12 protein-coding genes are annotated in these 15,382 nt (G+C 45.2%); 8 read left to right on the top strand and 4 right to left on the bottom strand.

Annotation, left to right across the window (positions count from 1 at the left end):
- Nucleotides 1-67 precede the first annotated feature (67 nt).
- Together JCM16456_RS07295 and JCM16456_RS07290 are read right to left on the bottom strand one after the other, a co-directional pair.
- The gene (locus JCM16456_RS07295) at nucleotides 68-256 is read right to left on the bottom strand and encodes a hypothetical protein (RefSeq protein ID WP_068713584.1); all 189 of its coding nucleotides are present in this window, start codon (nucleotides 254-256) and stop codon (nucleotides 68-70) included.
- Between the two features lie 139 nt (nucleotides 257-395).
- Nucleotides 396-1,922, bottom strand: coding sequence for a fumarate hydratase (locus JCM16456_RS07290; protein ID WP_068713583.1), 1,527 nt, complete (start codon nucleotides 1,920-1,922; stop codon nucleotides 396-398).
- A 189-nt stretch (nucleotides 1,923-2,111) separates the two neighbouring features.
- On the opposite strand from JCM16456_RS07290, the gene pabB reads away from it, so the two are divergent.
- From pabB to JCM16456_RS07255, 7 genes are all read left to right on the top strand, one after another.
- Nucleotides 2,112-3,491 carry an aminodeoxychorismate synthase component 1 gene (gene pabB, locus JCM16456_RS07285; RefSeq protein ID WP_068713582.1) on the top strand — a complete coding sequence of 460 codons (1,380 nt, stop codon included), beginning with the start codon at nucleotides 2,112-2,114 and terminating at the stop codon, nucleotides 3,489-3,491.
- Between the two features lie 326 nt (nucleotides 3,492-3,817).
- A complete protein-coding gene (locus JCM16456_RS07280; RefSeq protein WP_068715960.1) occupies nucleotides 3,818-4,468 on the top strand; it encodes a CoA pyrophosphatase in 651 nt (216 codons plus the stop codon).
- Between the two features lie 284 nt (nucleotides 4,469-4,752).
- A complete protein-coding gene (locus tag JCM16456_RS07275; protein ID WP_068713581.1) occupies nucleotides 4,753-6,006 on the top strand; it encodes an aromatic amino acid transport family protein in 1,254 nt (417 codons plus the stop codon).
- Between the two features lie 96 nt (nucleotides 6,007-6,102).
- Nucleotides 6,103-7,464: an L-serine ammonia-lyase gene (locus JCM16456_RS07270; RefSeq protein WP_068713580.1), complete on the top strand. Its 1,362-nt coding sequence runs from the start codon at nucleotides 6,103-6,105 to the stop codon at nucleotides 7,462-7,464.
- Nucleotides 7,465-7,635: 171 nt separating this feature from the next.
- Nucleotides 7,636-8,811 (top strand): efflux RND transporter periplasmic adaptor subunit, encoded by a 1,176-nt coding sequence (locus tag JCM16456_RS07265; protein WP_197655216.1) that lies wholly within the window; start codon nucleotides 7,636-7,638, stop codon nucleotides 8,809-8,811.
- The gene (locus tag JCM16456_RS07260; protein ID WP_068713578.1) at nucleotides 8,811-10,769 is read left to right on the top strand and encodes a MacB family efflux pump subunit; all 1,959 of its coding nucleotides are present in this window, start codon (nucleotides 8,811-8,813) and stop codon (nucleotides 10,767-10,769) included. The genes JCM16456_RS07265 and JCM16456_RS07260 overlap by 1 nt, the downstream gene beginning before the upstream one ends.
- Before the next feature lie 12 nt (nucleotides 10,770-10,781).
- A complete protein-coding gene (locus tag JCM16456_RS07255) occupies nucleotides 10,782-12,203 on the top strand; it encodes an efflux transporter outer membrane subunit (protein WP_068713577.1) in 1,422 nt (473 codons plus the stop codon).
- A 137-nt stretch (nucleotides 12,204-12,340) separates the two neighbouring features.
- On the opposite strand, the gene queD is transcribed toward JCM16456_RS07255, so the two are convergent.
- Nucleotides 12,341-12,706 carry a 6-carboxytetrahydropterin synthase QueD gene (queD, locus tag JCM16456_RS07250; RefSeq protein ID WP_068713576.1) on the bottom strand — a complete coding sequence of 122 codons (366 nt, stop codon included), beginning with the start codon at nucleotides 12,704-12,706 and terminating at the stop codon, nucleotides 12,341-12,343.
- A gap of 502 nt (nucleotides 12,707-13,208) precedes the next feature.
- On the opposite strand from queD, the gene JCM16456_RS07245 reads away from it, so the two are divergent.
- Nucleotides 13,209-14,435 (top strand): DEAD/DEAH box helicase, encoded by a 1,227-nt coding sequence (locus tag JCM16456_RS07245; RefSeq protein WP_068713575.1) that lies wholly within the window; start codon nucleotides 13,209-13,211, stop codon nucleotides 14,433-14,435.
- A gap of 181 nt (nucleotides 14,436-14,616) precedes the next feature.
- On the opposite strand, the gene JCM16456_RS07240 is transcribed toward JCM16456_RS07245, so the two are convergent.
- Nucleotides 14,617-15,363, bottom strand: a complete 747-nt coding sequence (locus tag JCM16456_RS07240; RefSeq protein WP_068713574.1) for a BPL-N domain-containing protein — start codon at nucleotides 15,361-15,363, stop codon at nucleotides 14,617-14,619.
- Nucleotides 15,364-15,382: the final 19 nt, after the last annotated feature.

Below are 15,382 nucleotides of genomic sequence, written 5' to 3'. Positions count from 1 at the left end.
CTATTCAGAGACTTATTTAAAATAAATGGGGTTATACCCAAGTAACCTCGAGATGATGCTTAAGCGATTAAACATCATCATTAATCAGTTTATAAATTACCCAAAGTGCGAGCTCTAACATGAGCAATAATACGCAAGAGATCATCACGTATTTATCGCTAAATAAGCTCACACCTCTAAAAATAAAGTCATAGGTTAAAAAGCACCCTAAAACGATCAAAAATGCCCATTGTAAAAAGCGGACAAAACGTGGCATAAGCACACTCCTTCTACTGAAGCCGAATGCAATCGGACATATCTTTGCTCTAGTAAAAGCAAGAAGAATTTCTATCAGTATACAAACAAAAAGCGCAGCTTTCGCTGCGCTTATGTCATTTATTTGCCAAGACTTTTTATTAAGCGTTTTGGTTTTCCGCTTCTTGGATTTTTACGCGCCAAGTGTCTGGACCAATTTTGTGCGCGTTCGCACCCGTTGAGTCAACCGCAACGGTTACAGGCATATCTTCGACTTCAAATTCGTAAATCGCTTCCATACCTAGGTCTTCAAACGCAACAACGCGTGCTTTCTTAATTGCTTTCGCAACTAAGTATGCAGCACCGCCAACAGCCATCAGATAAACCGCTTTGTGGTTTTTGATCGATTCAACCGTTGCATCACCGCGCTCAGATTTACCAATCATCCCCATCACGCCCACTTCATCGAGCATCATGTCAGTGAATTTATCCATACGAGTTGAGGTTGTTGGGCCAGCAGGACCTACTACTTCATCACGTACTGCATCAACAGGGCCGACGTAGTAAATAAATTTACCTTTTAGATCCACGCCTTCAGGTAAACCTTCACCGTTTGCTAACATGCCTTGGATACGTTTATGCGCTGCATCACGACCAGTTAGAATCTTACCGCTTAACAAGATAGTTTCGCCAGTACGCCATGTTTGTACTTCTTCTTTGGTTACTGTATCTAGGTTTACACGACGAGTGTTTTCATTCGCTTCGCGCGTAATTTCTGGCCAATCTTCCAATTTAGGTGGAGTCAGCTCAGCAGGACCTGTACCGTCAAGAGTGAAGTGCACGTGACGAGTCGCTGCACAGTTTGGAATCATACAAACTGGTTTAGACGCGGCGTGAGTTGGTGCCGTTTTGATTTTCACGTCAACAACGGTGGTTAGACCGCCAAGACCTTGCGCACCAATACCCAATTTGTTTACGCGCTTGAAGATATCAAGACGAAGTTCTTCTTCAGCGTTTTGTGGACCACGTTCAATCAGATCTTGAATATCGATGTGTTCCATTAGGGCTTCTTTCGCCAGTACCGCTGCTTTTTCTGCAGTACCACCAATACCAATACCTAGCATGCCTGGTGGACACCAACCTGCCCCCATTAGCGGAACGGTTTTTTCAACCCAAGCCGCGATGTCGTCAGATGGGTTTAACATCACCATCTTAGTTTTGTTTTCACTACCGCCGCCTTTAGCCGCGATACGAATATCCACTTTGTTACCAGGTACCATGCTGATATGCACAACAGCAGGGGCGTTATCTTTGGTGTTGATACGTTTACCCGCTGGATCAGCCAGTACAGATTTACGTAGAGGGTTATCTGGGTTCGCATACGCTTGACGAACACCTTCATCCACCATTTGTTGGACTGTCATGTCGGTTGCATCCCATTGAACATCCATACCGATGTCAACGAAACATGTTACGATGCCCGTGTCTTGACACAACGGACGGTGACCCTCAGCAGACATGCGTGAGTTGATCAGGATCTGTGCAATCGCGTCTTTTGCTGCTGGGTTTTCTTCATGATTGTAGGCTTTTTCTAGCGCTTTCACGAAGTCTAATGGATGGTAGTAAGAGATGTATTGGAGCGCATCAGCGACACTGCTGATCACATCCTGTTTGCGTATTACCGTCATTGCATGCCTCATTATTATCGTATGCTTCCATAAACCGCTGCCTACGCTGAAAGCTGGTTAACAAAGGAACACAACCAATGCTAACAGCATCACTCAATAGCGGTTTATACTATGTGTTTATGATACTCTTGGATTATTGAATACGCTATGTAATCCACTGTTTTCCTTGTTATATATCAATTAAAGCGCATGATTCATCCAGATACTCAACAAATAACAACCAAACCGCTGGAATATCGGTCACAGTTTGCTTCTGAACTCTTTAGCCGGATTCAGCTTCTACCTTGGGCGATGCTTCTTAAGTCAGCCTCAATGCATCACAAAGATAGCCGATTTGACGTGCTAGTCGCTAAGCCATTGGTCACACTAACGACATTTGCTGGACAAACCACTGTCATTACCCCAGATGATCAGCGTATTACCACAGAAGATCCTTTTGCCTTATTAGCGCATTACCAGCAGCGTTATTTACCTGACATCGACTCTGAGCTGGACGTCCCTTTCGTAGGTGGGGCGCTCGGTTACTTTGCTTATGACTTAGGGCGTTATGTAGAAGCCTTGCCTGAGCTTGCCAAGCAAGACATTCCTCTGCCTGACATGGCGGTAGGACTGTATGAATGGGCTGTCGTAGTCGATCACCAAACTGAGCAAGCGAGTTTGATTGGACAAAACATCGAACAAGCGTGGCAGTGGCTTGAGCAGCAAACCGCTTCTAAAGAAACCGATTTCTCTGTTGAACCTTGGCAATCGAATATGACTAAGGCTCAATATTGCGAAAAGTTTGCCCAAGTGCAAGAGTACTTGCGCTCGGGAGACTGTTACCAGATCAACTTAACCCAGCGTTTTAATGCCACATACAGCGGCAGTGAATGGCAAGCGTACAATTTGCTAGAACAGGCTAACGGCGCTCCATTTTCAGGTTTTATTCGCCTTGAGCAAGGGGCGATTTTAAGCGTCTCACCAGAACGTTTTCTGCAAGTGAATGGCGATAAAATTGAAACGAAACCGATTAAAGGTACCCGTCCGCGTAGCGCAGACCCGGTTCGAGACACAGAACTTGCACAAGAGCTAGCCAATGCAGAAAAAGATCAAGCAGAAAACTTGATGATTGTTGATTTGCTGCGTAACGATGTAGGCCGTGTTGCCAAACCAGGCACGGTCAAAGTGCCGAAACTGTTTGATATCGAGTCCTTCCCAGCGGTACATCACTTGGTGTCCACGATAGAAGCACAACTCGATCCACAATACAGTCAGATCGAAATGTTGCGAGCTGCCTTTCCCGGAGGGTCAATTACGGGGGCACCGAAAATTCGCGCCATGGAAATCATTGAAGAACTCGAACCGCATCGTCGCAGTGTGTATTGTGGCTCAATTGGTTATTTAAGTCGCCACGGTCGGATGGATACCAGTATCACCATTCGCACCCTAATTGCCTGCAACCAGCAACTCTATGTTTGGGCGGGTGGCGGCTTGGTAGCCGACAGTCAAGCCGAAGATGAATATCAAGAAGCTTTGGACAAATTGTCCCGTATTTTGCCGGTACTTGGCGCTCCCTTCATCGTTAAATAGCCGCTTATTCTCTCCCCTTACCTACCTCTGTGAGCTACCTCGCAGGTGTGTAAGGGGACGATGCTATTTCTGACATTCCATATTTCCCGTAAACCTTTTGCTCGTAAAACATCGGCGCTAGCCAACCTAACCTCTCGGCCTTAATCCTAAGGTTATACGCATTTTAATGCTCCATTAGTCGCATTGCGTCTTATTTAACTCCGTGTCATAGTGAATCCATTGTTCTGTCACCCCAGCGCCGTACTTTTTGCAGCCATCTTTCTGAATTAGGTGATTCTGCAATGGCACTGCAATTGTTAAAGAACACACCAACGCTTCCAATAATAATGTTCAATAAAGGAGCCATTGTGACCCCCTTAACCCGTAACGATTTCTTAAAACAGTTTTTGCTGACCACACCGGGACAATATCACCCAGAAACCCGCGCAAGAGTGGCTCATCTCAAACAGGATTCACTGCGTCAAGCATCCGTGTTAATTGGCTTGGTCGAACGTCCGCGAGGTTTGAATGTGATTTTGACTAAACGGGCTGAACATTTAAAACACCATCCGGGGCAAGTGAGTTTCCCTGGTGGAAAATATGAGCACTACGACACGTCACTCGTTAATACGGCATTGAGAGAAGCACAAGAAGAGATAGGGCTAAATCCTAATGATATCCACATTGTTGGGCAGTTACCTTCACTGGCAACGGTTAGTCAGTTTGAAGTAACACCAGTTGTAGGGTTCGTTCCCCCTAGTTATCAAATTCAAACCGATCCGAATGAAGTCGCCGAAGTATTTGAAGTCCCGGCCCATGTCTTATTAGATAAAAACCAACTCATTAGTCAGATGTTTACTATTGGCCATCATAAGCACCGCATTTTTGGCCTAACCTATCAACATCATCTTATTTGGGGTATGACCGCTCAGATCGTTCAAGCCTTACAAAATCAAATTTTTCTTCCTCACGAATATCACCAAAGGCAAATCGGTTAACATAAAAACAACATTTAACTCAACCCTTACCACTACTTGCATTAACCTTCACTACTGCTTTATCATTACGCAAAAGCAAACGTTTGCGTAAAAGTAAATAAATTGAACAAAAAGCATCAACAAAACTCATCTGTAGCACAGCTCTTTCGTGACATGACTCAGATTTTTACACATCCAATGACAACCCCAACCGTAAATATGATTTAGATCGCCTTTTACAGCCAAGAATTCTAGCAAAATGCGCCCGCTTAAAATTTCCTGTTTCAATTAAGAGCAAATACAACATGAATGTAACATCAAGTAGTAGTTCAACCGTACAATATTCTAAAAAATGGAATTATCAAGATTTTGTATGGTCACTTTCTTTATTCGGTACCGCAGTCGGCGCTGGCGTGCTGTTTCTACCAATTAAAGCGGGCGCTGGTGGTTTTTGGCCATTAGTTATTCTTGCACTGATTGCAGCCCCTATGACTTGGCTTGCTCACAAGAGTCTTGCCCGTTTCGTATTGTCAGCGAAAAACCCACAAGCAGATATTACCGATACGGTTGAAGAACACTTTGGTAAAGCGGGCGCGAACCTTATTACTTTTGCATACTTTTTCGCCATTTACCCTATCGTTCTCATTTACGGTGTCGGTATCACTAATACGGTTGACTCGTTCCTAGTAAACCAAGTAGGTATGGAATCTATTCCACGTTGGTTACTTTCTGGCTGTTTGATCATGGTTATGACCATGGGCGTTGTTTTGGGTAAAGAGCTGATGCTCAAAGCCACTTCAGCCATGGTGTATCCTTTGGTGTTTATTCTTTTTGCGCTTTCTGTGTTCTTGATTCCTTCATGGAATACTTCAATGATGGAAGTCGCACCAGATTGGGGTAATATGCCTTCTGTTATTTGGTTAGCACTGCCAATCATCGTATTCTCATTTAACCACAGCCCAATTATCAGCCAATTTGCAAAAGAGCAACGTCGTATCTACGGTGACAAAGCCTCAGAAAAGACCGACAGAATCACAGGTGGTGCTGCACTATTGCTGATGGCTTTCGTCATGTTCTTTGTGTTCTCAGTCGTGCTATCACTATCACCAGAACAATTGGCGATCGCGAAAGAGCAGAACATCAGCGTATTGTCTTACTTGGCAAACACTTATGAATCACCAATCATCTCGTACTTAGGTCCTATCGTGGCGTTCGCAGCCATCACTTCAAGCTACTTTGGTCACTTCCTTGGTGCTCACGAAGGTTTGGTTGGTTTAGTGAAATCTCGTTCAGCGACACCAGTAAAACGTATTGAAAAACTGTCGCTCGGTTTTATCGTGCTTACCACTTGGATTGTTGCTATCATCAACCCAAGCATTTTAGGCATGATTGAAACCATGGGTGCACCAATGATTGCAGCCATTTTGTTCCTTCTGCCAGTCTTCGCTATGCAGAAAGTACCATCGATGAAAACGCTTCGTACTTCACTGCCAGTACAAATTTTCACAGTTATTTGTGGTGTTGCCGCCATTACTTCGGTAATCTACGGCGCGTTTTAATTATCAATGAATTACCGAGTCTATTATTGACTCTGGAAATGATGCAAAGCCTCCCTTAGCATGCGATGAGGGAGGCTTATTTTTGAGGTAATCAGCATGATCAGTGTCTTTGATATCTATAAAATTGGTGTTGGTCCTTCTAGCTCTCACACCGTGGGGCCGATGAAGGCTGGCAAACAATTTATTGATGATCTGCATGTTCAAGGAAAATTACATCAAGTGGAGAAATTCACCGTTGATGTATACGGATCGCTATCACTGACAGGGAAAGGTCACCACACGGATATCGCTATCATTATGGGTTTGGCGGGTAATACGCCAGAATCGGTTGATATCGATGCCATTCCAAGCTTTATTGCAAACGTTGAGCAAACCGAACGTTTAGCGATTGGCACTTACAATCATGTTGTTGATTTTCCGCGTGAAGGTGGGATGAATTTCCATAAATCTAACCTATCACTACATGAAAACGGCATGCAAATCCACGCTTGGCAAGGCGACGAAGTTGTCTATTCAAAAACCTATTACAGTATCGGTGGCGGGTTTATCGTTGACGAAGAGCACTTTGGGCAGTCTTTAGAAACCGATGTACAGCTACCACACCCGTTCAGTAGTGCGGAAGAGCTAGTCAACCAATGTCATGAAAACGGTTTGTCTATTAGTACCCTTGTGATGCGTAATGAAAAGGCGATTCATAACGACCAAGAAGTAAAAGACTACTTCGCTGCAGTATGGAAAACCATGAGCGACTGTATGGAACGCGGCATGAGTACCGAGGGTATTTTGCCTGGTCCACTACGCGTGCCTCGTCGCGCTGCTGCACTACGCCAACAACTGCTTACCTCTGAAAAGTTAACTAACGATCCTATGGCGGTGGTTGACTGGGTAAATATGTATGCGTTCGCGGTGAACGAAGAAAACGCTGCCGGTGGTCGAGTTGTTACCGCACCAACCAACGGTGCTTGCGGCATCATTCCTGCGGTATTAGCTTACTACGATAAGTTTATCCAAACCGTTACTGAGAAAGACTATATTCGTTACTTTGCTGCTTCTGGCGCAGTGGGTGGTTTGTACAAACAAAACGCGTCGATCTCTGGAGCTGAGGTAGGCTGTCAGGGCGAAGTAGGCGTTGCCTGTTCAATGGCCGCAGCTGGTCTTGCCGAACTGCTTGGCGGAAGCCCAGAGCAAGTGTGTATGGCCGCAGAAATTGCGATGGAACACAACCTTGGCTTAACGTGCGACCCTGTCGCAGGACAAGTTCAAGTGCCTTGCATCGAACGTAACGGTATCGCAGCAGTAAAAGCCATCAACTCGACTCGTATGGCAATGCGTCGCTCATCGGCGCCGCGCGTGTCACTCGATAAAGTGATCGAAACCATGTTCGAAACTGGTAAAGACATGAACGCCAAATACCGCGAAACCTCACAAGGTGGTTTGGCCGTAAAAGTGATTTGTTAATCATTCACTAAATGAACAAATAGAAGCCTGAAATCGCTGATTTCAGGCTTTTTTTATTTTGTTTCCGTGCGATTTACCAAGTTTTACGCCGATAAAGGTTTGTTTCTTACGCTATTCGTTTTATAAATGATGCGATCAATTTGCATTTAGATAATTAACCCGATGCCTAACATGTTAAAACCTAAAAATCTCGTCATTGCCGCCATCGTTTTGGCGTTAGGTGGCGGTGCTACTTACTATTTCTCACCTAAAGAAGAAGCACCACAATACGCCACTCAACCTGTTACCCGCCACAGTATTGAAGACACTGTCGTCGCGACAGGTATTTTACAAGCCTCTAAGTTAGTAGAGGTTGGTGCTCAAGTCTCTGGTCAAATTCAAAACCTTGCTGTTAACTTGGGTGATGAAATTAAAAAGGGCCAACTGGTCGCTCAAATCGATAGCCTAACCCAACAAAACAGTTTAAAAGAAGCACAAGCCTCTTTAACCAGCTTAAGAGCGCAACGTCGTGCTAAAGAAGCACAAATTCGTCAAGCGCAAGCAGAATTCAACCGCCAAAACGCGATGTTAAAAGACAACGCCAGTTCCCGTTCTGATTATGAAACAGCGGAAGCAAACTTAGCAGTCTATCAAGCCGAAGCAGAAGAGCTGAAAGCGGAAATAGACCAAGCAGTTATCAGCGTAGATACGGCTAAAGTGGATTTGGGTTATACCACCATTTCTGCACCTATCGATGGTACGGTGGTTTATACTGCCGTATCCGAAGGCCAAACCGTTAACTCCAATCAATCTACACCTACCATAATTGAACTTGCCCAACTGAATAAAATGACAGTGAAAGCACAGATTTCTGAAGCCGATGTGGTCAATGTTAAGCCGGGAATGGAAGTCTATTTTACGATTCTAGGTCAACCCAACAAACGTTATCACGCTAAATTGCGTGCTATTGAACCCGGTCCAACACTCATGACCGGTGATGACCAAGATCTTACTATCGAAGATGATGAAGCCATATACTACTACGGTTTGTTTGATGTCGATAACCCAGACCGTGTACTGAGAATCGGTATGACAGCACAAGTCTCGATCGTGCTTAAAAAATCCGATGATGCCCTGCTGGTTCCAGCCCAAGTCCTCGTAAAACAACCGGGACCAAAAGGCCAAGCACAATACCAAGTTCCCGTGTTAGAGAATGGCAAGCTGGTTAATCGTGATGTTAAAGTCGGCATTAACAATAAAGTAAACGCAGAGATTTTATCAGGTCTTAAAGAAGGCGATCAGGTTGTGTTAGGTGTACCAAGTGGCGACACCTTTACCAATCGCATGCGCGGACCAAGGATGTTTTAATGTCTGAAGCTTTACTTGATATTCGACACGTTTACCGCTCTTTTGCCGCCGGCGAAGAGCAGCTTATCGTCCTCAATGACGTCAACCTCACTATTGAACGTGGTGAGATGGTGGCAATAGTAGGTGCCTCAGGCTCAGGTAAATCAACCTTAATGAACATCCTCGGCTGTCTCGATCAACCGAGTGATGGACAATATTTCATAAATGGTCAAGACACATCCAAAATGGATTCTGACCAATTGGCTCGTCTGCGCCGAGAATACTTTGGTTTCATTTTCCAGCGCTATCACCTACTGGGTGATTTAACTGCGATGGGAAACGTTGAAGTTCCTGCTATTTACGCGGGATACGATAAAAAATCGCGTCAAGAACGTGCTAGCGCCCTACTTCAGCGCCTTGGTTTGGATGATCGTATGGATCACAAACCAAACCAATTAAGTGGTGGTCAACAGCAAAGGGTATCCGTTGCACGTGCGTTGATTAACGGCGGCGACGTTATTCTTGCCGACGAACCAACTGGGGCATTAGACAGTAAAAGCGGTACTGAAATGATGCAACTGCTGCAAGAGCTGCATCAGGTGGGTCACACCATTATTATCGTTACCCACGATAAAAAAGTAGCTCAGTACGCGGACCGTATTATTGAGATCAAAGACGGTGAAATACTCAGTGACACTGTCACGAAAGAAACCGCCATCGAGCTTAATGGGGATAAGGGGCCACAACACACCTCGCGCAATACCCTTACCAGTAGCAAACGTCTGTTTGATGGTTTTTGGGAAGCGTTAAAAATGGCGCTGTTGGCAATGTCTAACCACCGTCTGCGCACCTTCTTAACCATGCTTGGAATCATCATTGGTATCGCTTCGGTCGTTTCAGTGGTCGCACTAGGAAATGGTTCGCAACAAGCGATCTTGAAGAACATCCAATCGATGGGGACCAACACCATTGATATCATGCCCGGAACCGGCTTTGGTGACCGGCGGTCAGGGCGTATTCGCACGCTCACTGACCAAGATGCTGCCGCTCTGAAAAACCTGTCGATTATTGATAGCGTCACACCATATATCAGTACCTCTGTTACTCTGCGCTATTCCAGCCAAGCAGTAACCGCCACCGTACAAGGGGTTGGACCAGAGTATTTTCGCGTGCGCGGTTACGAGTTGGCTTACGGCCAGTTCTGGGATGACGAAAGCGTGAGTGACATCGCGCAAGAGGCTGTCATCGATAACAATACGCTTAAATCGATTTTCCCTGATGAAAACCCACTTGGAAAAGTCATTTTTGCTGGTAACTTACCCGTGCGAATTATCGGTGTTACCAAAGCCAAAGAGAGTGCATTTGGTAACAGCGACTCACTCAATATTTGGTTACCTTACACCACCGTAAGTTCTCGCATGTTGGGGCAACACTATCTAAATCGTATTACGGTACGTGTCGATGAAAAAACCCCAAGTGAAGCGGGTGAACAAGCGATCATTTCCTTATTGAAAATGCGCCACGGTACACAGGATTTCTTTACCATAAATACCGATACCATCCAGCAAAATATCCAAAAAACCACGCAAACCATGACACTGCTGATTTCTGCTATTGCGGTGATTTCACTGATTGTAGGGGGCATTGGGGTAATGAACATCATGCTGGTGTCAGTTACCGAACGTACCCGTGAAATCGGGGTGCGTATGGCTGTTGGCGCTCGCCAAGGGGATATTTTGCGTCAATTCCTGATTGAAGCCATTTTGGTTTGCTTATGTGGTGGTGCTCTGGGTATTGCCGTAGCTTACCTTGTAGGTATCATCATTGCTGTTAGTGGTAGCAGCTTCACTATGGTGTACTCCACCACATCGATTGTCTCTGCGTTCGTCTGCTCAACCCTAATTGGGGTGCTGTTTGGTTATCTACCAGCGCGCAACGCAGCACAGCTTAACCCTATCGATGCACTGGCTCGGGAGTAACAAGAGATGACAATGACAACATTGAAACTTTCTACCCTCGCCCTTAGTGTGGCGTTGGTCGCAGGGTGTGCTCAGCACACCCCATTTGAAACGCCGCAAACTCAAAACCCTACTCAGTGGCAACACGGGCAATATGCAGCGAAGCAAGCCATTACTAGTCAGTGGTGGAAACAGTTTAACGATCCACAGTTAAATCAACTCGTTGATCAAGTGCTAAAATCCAATAACGACTTGGCGATTGCCGCATTAACTCTGCGTCAAGCTCGCTTGGAAGCGCGTTTGGATAATAACGAGCTCTATCCAGAACTCTCTTCATCCACCAGCGCATCAAAAAGCAAATCGTTAAAAAATGGCACTAGTTCAACCAGTTACTCCACGGATTTATCGGTAAGTTACGAAGTGGATTTGTGGGGCAAACTGTCTCGTACTGCCGATGCCAGCGAGTGGTCTGCCCTTGCCAGCAAACAAGATCTTGAATCGACTGCACAAACATTGGTTGCCACCACCGCGCAGCTTTATTGGCAAGTTGGCTATCTCACCCAGCGCATTGCGTTGAGTGAAAGCGACATCAAAGATGCCCGTGAAACGCTGAATATGACGCAAAGCCAGTACAAAAATGGTTCGGTATCGCGGCTAAATATCTTAGAAGCGCAGCGGGCACTGTATGCATTGGAGGCAACCAATAGCGATTACATTCAACAATTGGTCGAGGCGCAAAACGCGTTAGCCATTTTGTTCAATCAGCCGCCACAAAAAATGGATTTAACCATTAATGCTCTACCCGACGGCACATTACCAGATATCGAACCAGGCATTCCTGCTGAGCTGCTGACCCGTCGCCCAGATGTCAAATCCGCCCTGTTTAGCCTAAAATCAGCACTGGCTACAGAAGATGCCACCGATGCTTCGTACTTACCGGGCATTTCTTTAACAGGCGCTCTGGGTGGTTCATCCAGTCAACTGAAAAACCTGCTGCGTGACCCGATTGGGACACTGGGTGCAGAGCTGACGCTGCCATTCTTAAGTTGGAACGAAATGCAGATCAACAAAGACATCGCGAAAGTGAAGTATCAGTCTGCCATCGTTACTTATCGCAAGACGTTATACGAAGCGTTCGAAGATGTGGATAACGCCCTATCTGCACGCATTAACTATCAAGTTCAACAAGGTAAATTGCAAGATCAATATAATGCGTCCGCCGAAGCTGAACGTATTTACCGCAGTCAGTATGACAACGGCGCAATTGGTATTACTGATCTATTGGATGCTCAAGAAAATACGCGCAGCGCTAAAGCCTCATTACTTGAAAACCGCTATAACCAGCTGGTCAATCTTGCCACCATCTATCAAACCCTTGGCGGTGACGATGTGATGAAAGATGATCAAGAACTGATTAAGGCAACCACAAATATCGAGTCTAATCAGAGCAAATAGAGCTTAACGATAAGTAAAGTATCAAGCAGAGCATAGCGTCGTTTGACTTTACTCTCTTGCAACGAAAAGAGGTTACCGAATCGGTAACCTCTTTTTTAATCTGGATAACTTGACTGTCTTTGATTGGTCAGAATGCGTTATTGACCAGAGTAGATACAACCTGCTGTACAAGTTTCTTTAATTTCTACTTTGCTGAGTAAAGGCAGCAAAGGTTTTAATTTATCAAATACCCATTTCGCCAACACTTCACTGGTTGGGTTCTCCAAGCCAGGAATTTCATTCAGGTAATGGTGATCAAGTTGGTCATATATTGGGGCAAAGATTTGCTTAATTTCACCGAAGTCTTGAACGAAACCAGTGTGTGCATCCACTTCTCCGTAGATGTACAAGCGAATCAACCATGAATGTCCATGCAAGCGGCCGCATTTATGGCCTTCAGGAACGTTCGGCAAAAAGTGCGCCGCTTCAAACATAAACTCTTTATACAACTCTGCATGTGACATAGTGTCTCTTTTCCTATTTCATTTAAAGCAATAGCACATTCCTCTGCACTAATGCTGGGTTTGGCCACAGCGTACAATCAAGGTCATTCTCATTAACAACCTAATGATTTTCCATCTCATACTGGGAATCTAAATCCCTACTCACTACCCAAGCTATGGCCTGCTACCGATGTCGATTGGGGACGGCAGCACTCAAGAAGAACGGGATTATCTACGAAGTTGCCCATGCAGTCAAAGCGAGATAGTAAGAATTCTGTTAGTTGAGGAGTGATGATGGGGTTTGGGGTGTTTAATTAGGGATATGACCAACAATTTTAACGAGGATGCATTCTCAAAGCCTTAACCCATCACTAGAACAATTGCCACTTTGTTCTCTCACTGTGGTAAAGTGCGCACCATTAACTCAGCAATTCGGCGTCAGTTCGTAACGCGATTCATCCTTTTTTCGCCGTATCTGCCATGTCTATGATGTTTAAAATCTTCCAAGAGACTGAAAAATATAATGCTTTTTTCGACGCTACCTCTAAGCCAAAAACTCGTCGCCGCTCTGCCAGCTTCGTTTAGTAAACCTACAGAAATTCAGACACTTGCTATTCAAGCGATACTCAATCAGCAAGATGTACTTGCGATTGCTCAAACAGGAAGCGGCAAAACATTGGCTTACGGTCTTCCTTTGTTAGAACAGGCGATGAAAACGCTCTCTCCTTTTCAAGCGTTAGTCCTTGTGCCAACTCGTGAATTGGCGACTCAGGTTAATGAAGCGCTAGAGTTCATCGCTAAACACCTCAATATACAGTCGCTTTGCCTTTGTGGCGGCATCGATAAAGAACTGCAGAAAGCCGACCTAGCAAAAGGGCCTCAAATACTCGTGGCAACCCCAGGTCGACTGCTCGAACTCTTAACTGAAAACGCATTCGATACGAGCCATATCAGCACCTTAGTGCTTGATGAAGCCGACAGGATGTTAGATATGGGCTTTTGGAACGATGTTCAGCGCATTATAGAAATGCTACCAACGCAGCGCCAAACCCTGATGTTTTCCGCGACTTTCCCAGAACCACTTGAAAGTAAAGCGAAAGCACTACTCAATAATCCTATGTTTATTCAAGTAGAACAAACTGCCGCCAAGGCCAACCCAATCAAAGAGACGTTGTATCTCGTCAATAAAGGGAGCAAAACCAACGCACTGATTGACCAAATTAAACAGCACCAATGGCAACAAGTGTTGGTATTCATCGGTAGCAAAGACAACGCAGATTCACTATGTAAAAAGCTGAACAAGGCCGGACTCTCGACTGCAGCATTGCATGGCAACAAGGATCAAGCAGACAGAGAAGCGACGCTCAATCTGTTTAAGGAACATAAAGTGAATGTGCTTATCGCAACAGACTTGCTCGCTCGCGGTATTCATGTGGAAGACTTGCCGGTGGTAATCAACTTTGAGCTACCATCAAACCCTGAAGTGTATGTTCATCGCATCGGACGTACAGCACGAGCTGGGAAAACCGGCGTTGCCATTTCTCTTGTGTGTCATGGTGAGACTGACTATCTTGCCGCGATCAGAAAGACTACCCAACGCGCATTGCCACTGAATGAACTAGAGGGTTACCCTGTCACTGACAGACCATCTACTGGTGAAAGCAAACGTGCACCACGGGACAAACAAGCCAACCGTCGAACCAATCAGAAGAAAAGCATTAAGCAATTTCAGAGCAAGAAAAAACAATAACTTCCTGGTCACTATTTTTTCTAACGAGGACACACACCCTAAACTCTGTGGTTTTAAAGGTGTGTGTCCTCGTTATTTTTTCTCTCGTTATTTTTTCTTATTTTCAAAAAGTCAGCCAACAAAAACGCCGCTGTTTTATGAAACAGCGGCGTAATTAATTATGAAACTAGCGATGAACTACTTAAACAGCTAACTGTTTAAGTAGTTCATCGAGCAAATCTAATGTTAGCGATTCTGCGCCTGCGAGCTGATTAAACTCTTGATAGTCGTTACCGACGACATCAAAACTGAGCAGTTCAACCGCCTCTTGGTCGTACTCAGGATGTGTCGAAGAGAGCAGCCAAGCGCCTTGCCCATAGTCACCGGTAATAATCGCTGCGGGTTTGTCGGCAAGGTCATTAAATCTGGCGAGCACCTGATAATTGTCAGGCTTTGAAGATGTCTTTGGCGCTTCAAACAAGCAGCCACCGAGATACAAAGAGGAAATCTCACGACCTGCGTAATCGAGAGTTGTGACATAAGCTTTGGTGCTGTTGTAATTATCCCCTTCGCCAAATTGCTCAATCGGACCAACCGCAGCCCCGGAGAAAAAGCCCAGTTCATTTGGGGTGACAATCTCATATGGGCCACCTTTTGCCCAGCAGGTCATGGCGCATGCCATATAACTACCCGCGCAAATACCGAGATACTTACCGCCATTGGCAACATAGTCTTTGATGAGTTGATTGGCTTGCCCATTGAGCTTGGCCGATTTATACCGACTCGCACCACCGGGCATCACCAACAAATCCACGTCATCGGTTAGAGCACCACTTAGGATCTCATTGGCATTAACGAAAAAAACATTTCGTTTACCGCGTAACCGCCCCAACGCGTAATACAGAACATGATTGTTTGACACGTTGTCGGTATAAATCAAAATCGTCATGAGCGAATTCCCTTTCACT

It is taken from the genome of Vibrio tritonius (genome assembly GCF_001547935.1).
In the GTDB taxonomy this organism is placed as follows: Bacteria; Pseudomonadota; Gammaproteobacteria; order Enterobacterales; family Vibrionaceae; genus Vibrio; species Vibrio tritonius.
This window is presented reverse-complemented; position numbering and strand designations above follow the sequence as displayed.

What these genes read in the sequence shown, in the direction of transcription:
- JCM16456_RS07260 (WP_068713578.1), top strand. Translation starts at nt 8,811, where the DNA reads ATGTCTGAAGCTTTACTTGATATTCGACACGTTTACCGCTCTTTTGCC.
- JCM16456_RS07275 (WP_068713581.1), top strand. Translation starts at nt 4,753, where the DNA reads ATGAATGTAACATCAAGTAGTAGTTCAACCGTACAATATTCTAAAAAA.
- queD (WP_068713576.1), bottom strand. Translation starts at nt 12,706, where the DNA reads ATGTCACATGCAGAGTTGTATAAAGAGTTTATGTTTGAAGCGGCGCAC.
- JCM16456_RS07280 (WP_068715960.1), top strand. Translation starts at nt 3,818, where the DNA reads ATGTTCAATAAAGGAGCCATTGTGACCCCCTTAACCCGTAACGATTTC.
- JCM16456_RS07265 (WP_197655216.1), top strand. Translation starts at nt 7,636, where the DNA reads ATGTTAAAACCTAAAAATCTCGTCATTGCCGCCATCGTTTTGGCGTTA.
- pabB (WP_068713582.1), top strand. Translation starts at nt 2,112, where the DNA reads ATGATTCATCCAGATACTCAACAAATAACAACCAAACCGCTGGAATAT.
- JCM16456_RS07295 (WP_068713584.1), bottom strand. Translation starts at nt 256, where the DNA reads ATGCCACGTTTTGTCCGCTTTTTACAATGGGCATTTTTGATCGTTTTA.
- JCM16456_RS07255 (WP_068713577.1), top strand. Translation starts at nt 10,782, where the DNA reads ATGACAACATTGAAACTTTCTACCCTCGCCCTTAGTGTGGCGTTGGTC.
- JCM16456_RS07270 (WP_068713580.1), top strand. Translation starts at nt 6,103, where the DNA reads ATGATCAGTGTCTTTGATATCTATAAAATTGGTGTTGGTCCTTCTAGC.
- JCM16456_RS07245 (WP_068713575.1), top strand. Translation starts at nt 13,209, where the DNA reads ATGCTTTTTTCGACGCTACCTCTAAGCCAAAAACTCGTCGCCGCTCTG.
- JCM16456_RS07240 (WP_068713574.1), bottom strand. Translation starts at nt 15,363, where the DNA reads ATGACGATTTTGATTTATACCGACAACGTGTCAAACAATCATGTTCTG.
- JCM16456_RS07290 (WP_068713583.1), bottom strand. Translation starts at nt 1,922, where the DNA reads ATGACGGTAATACGCAAACAGGATGTGATCAGCAGTGTCGCTGATGCG.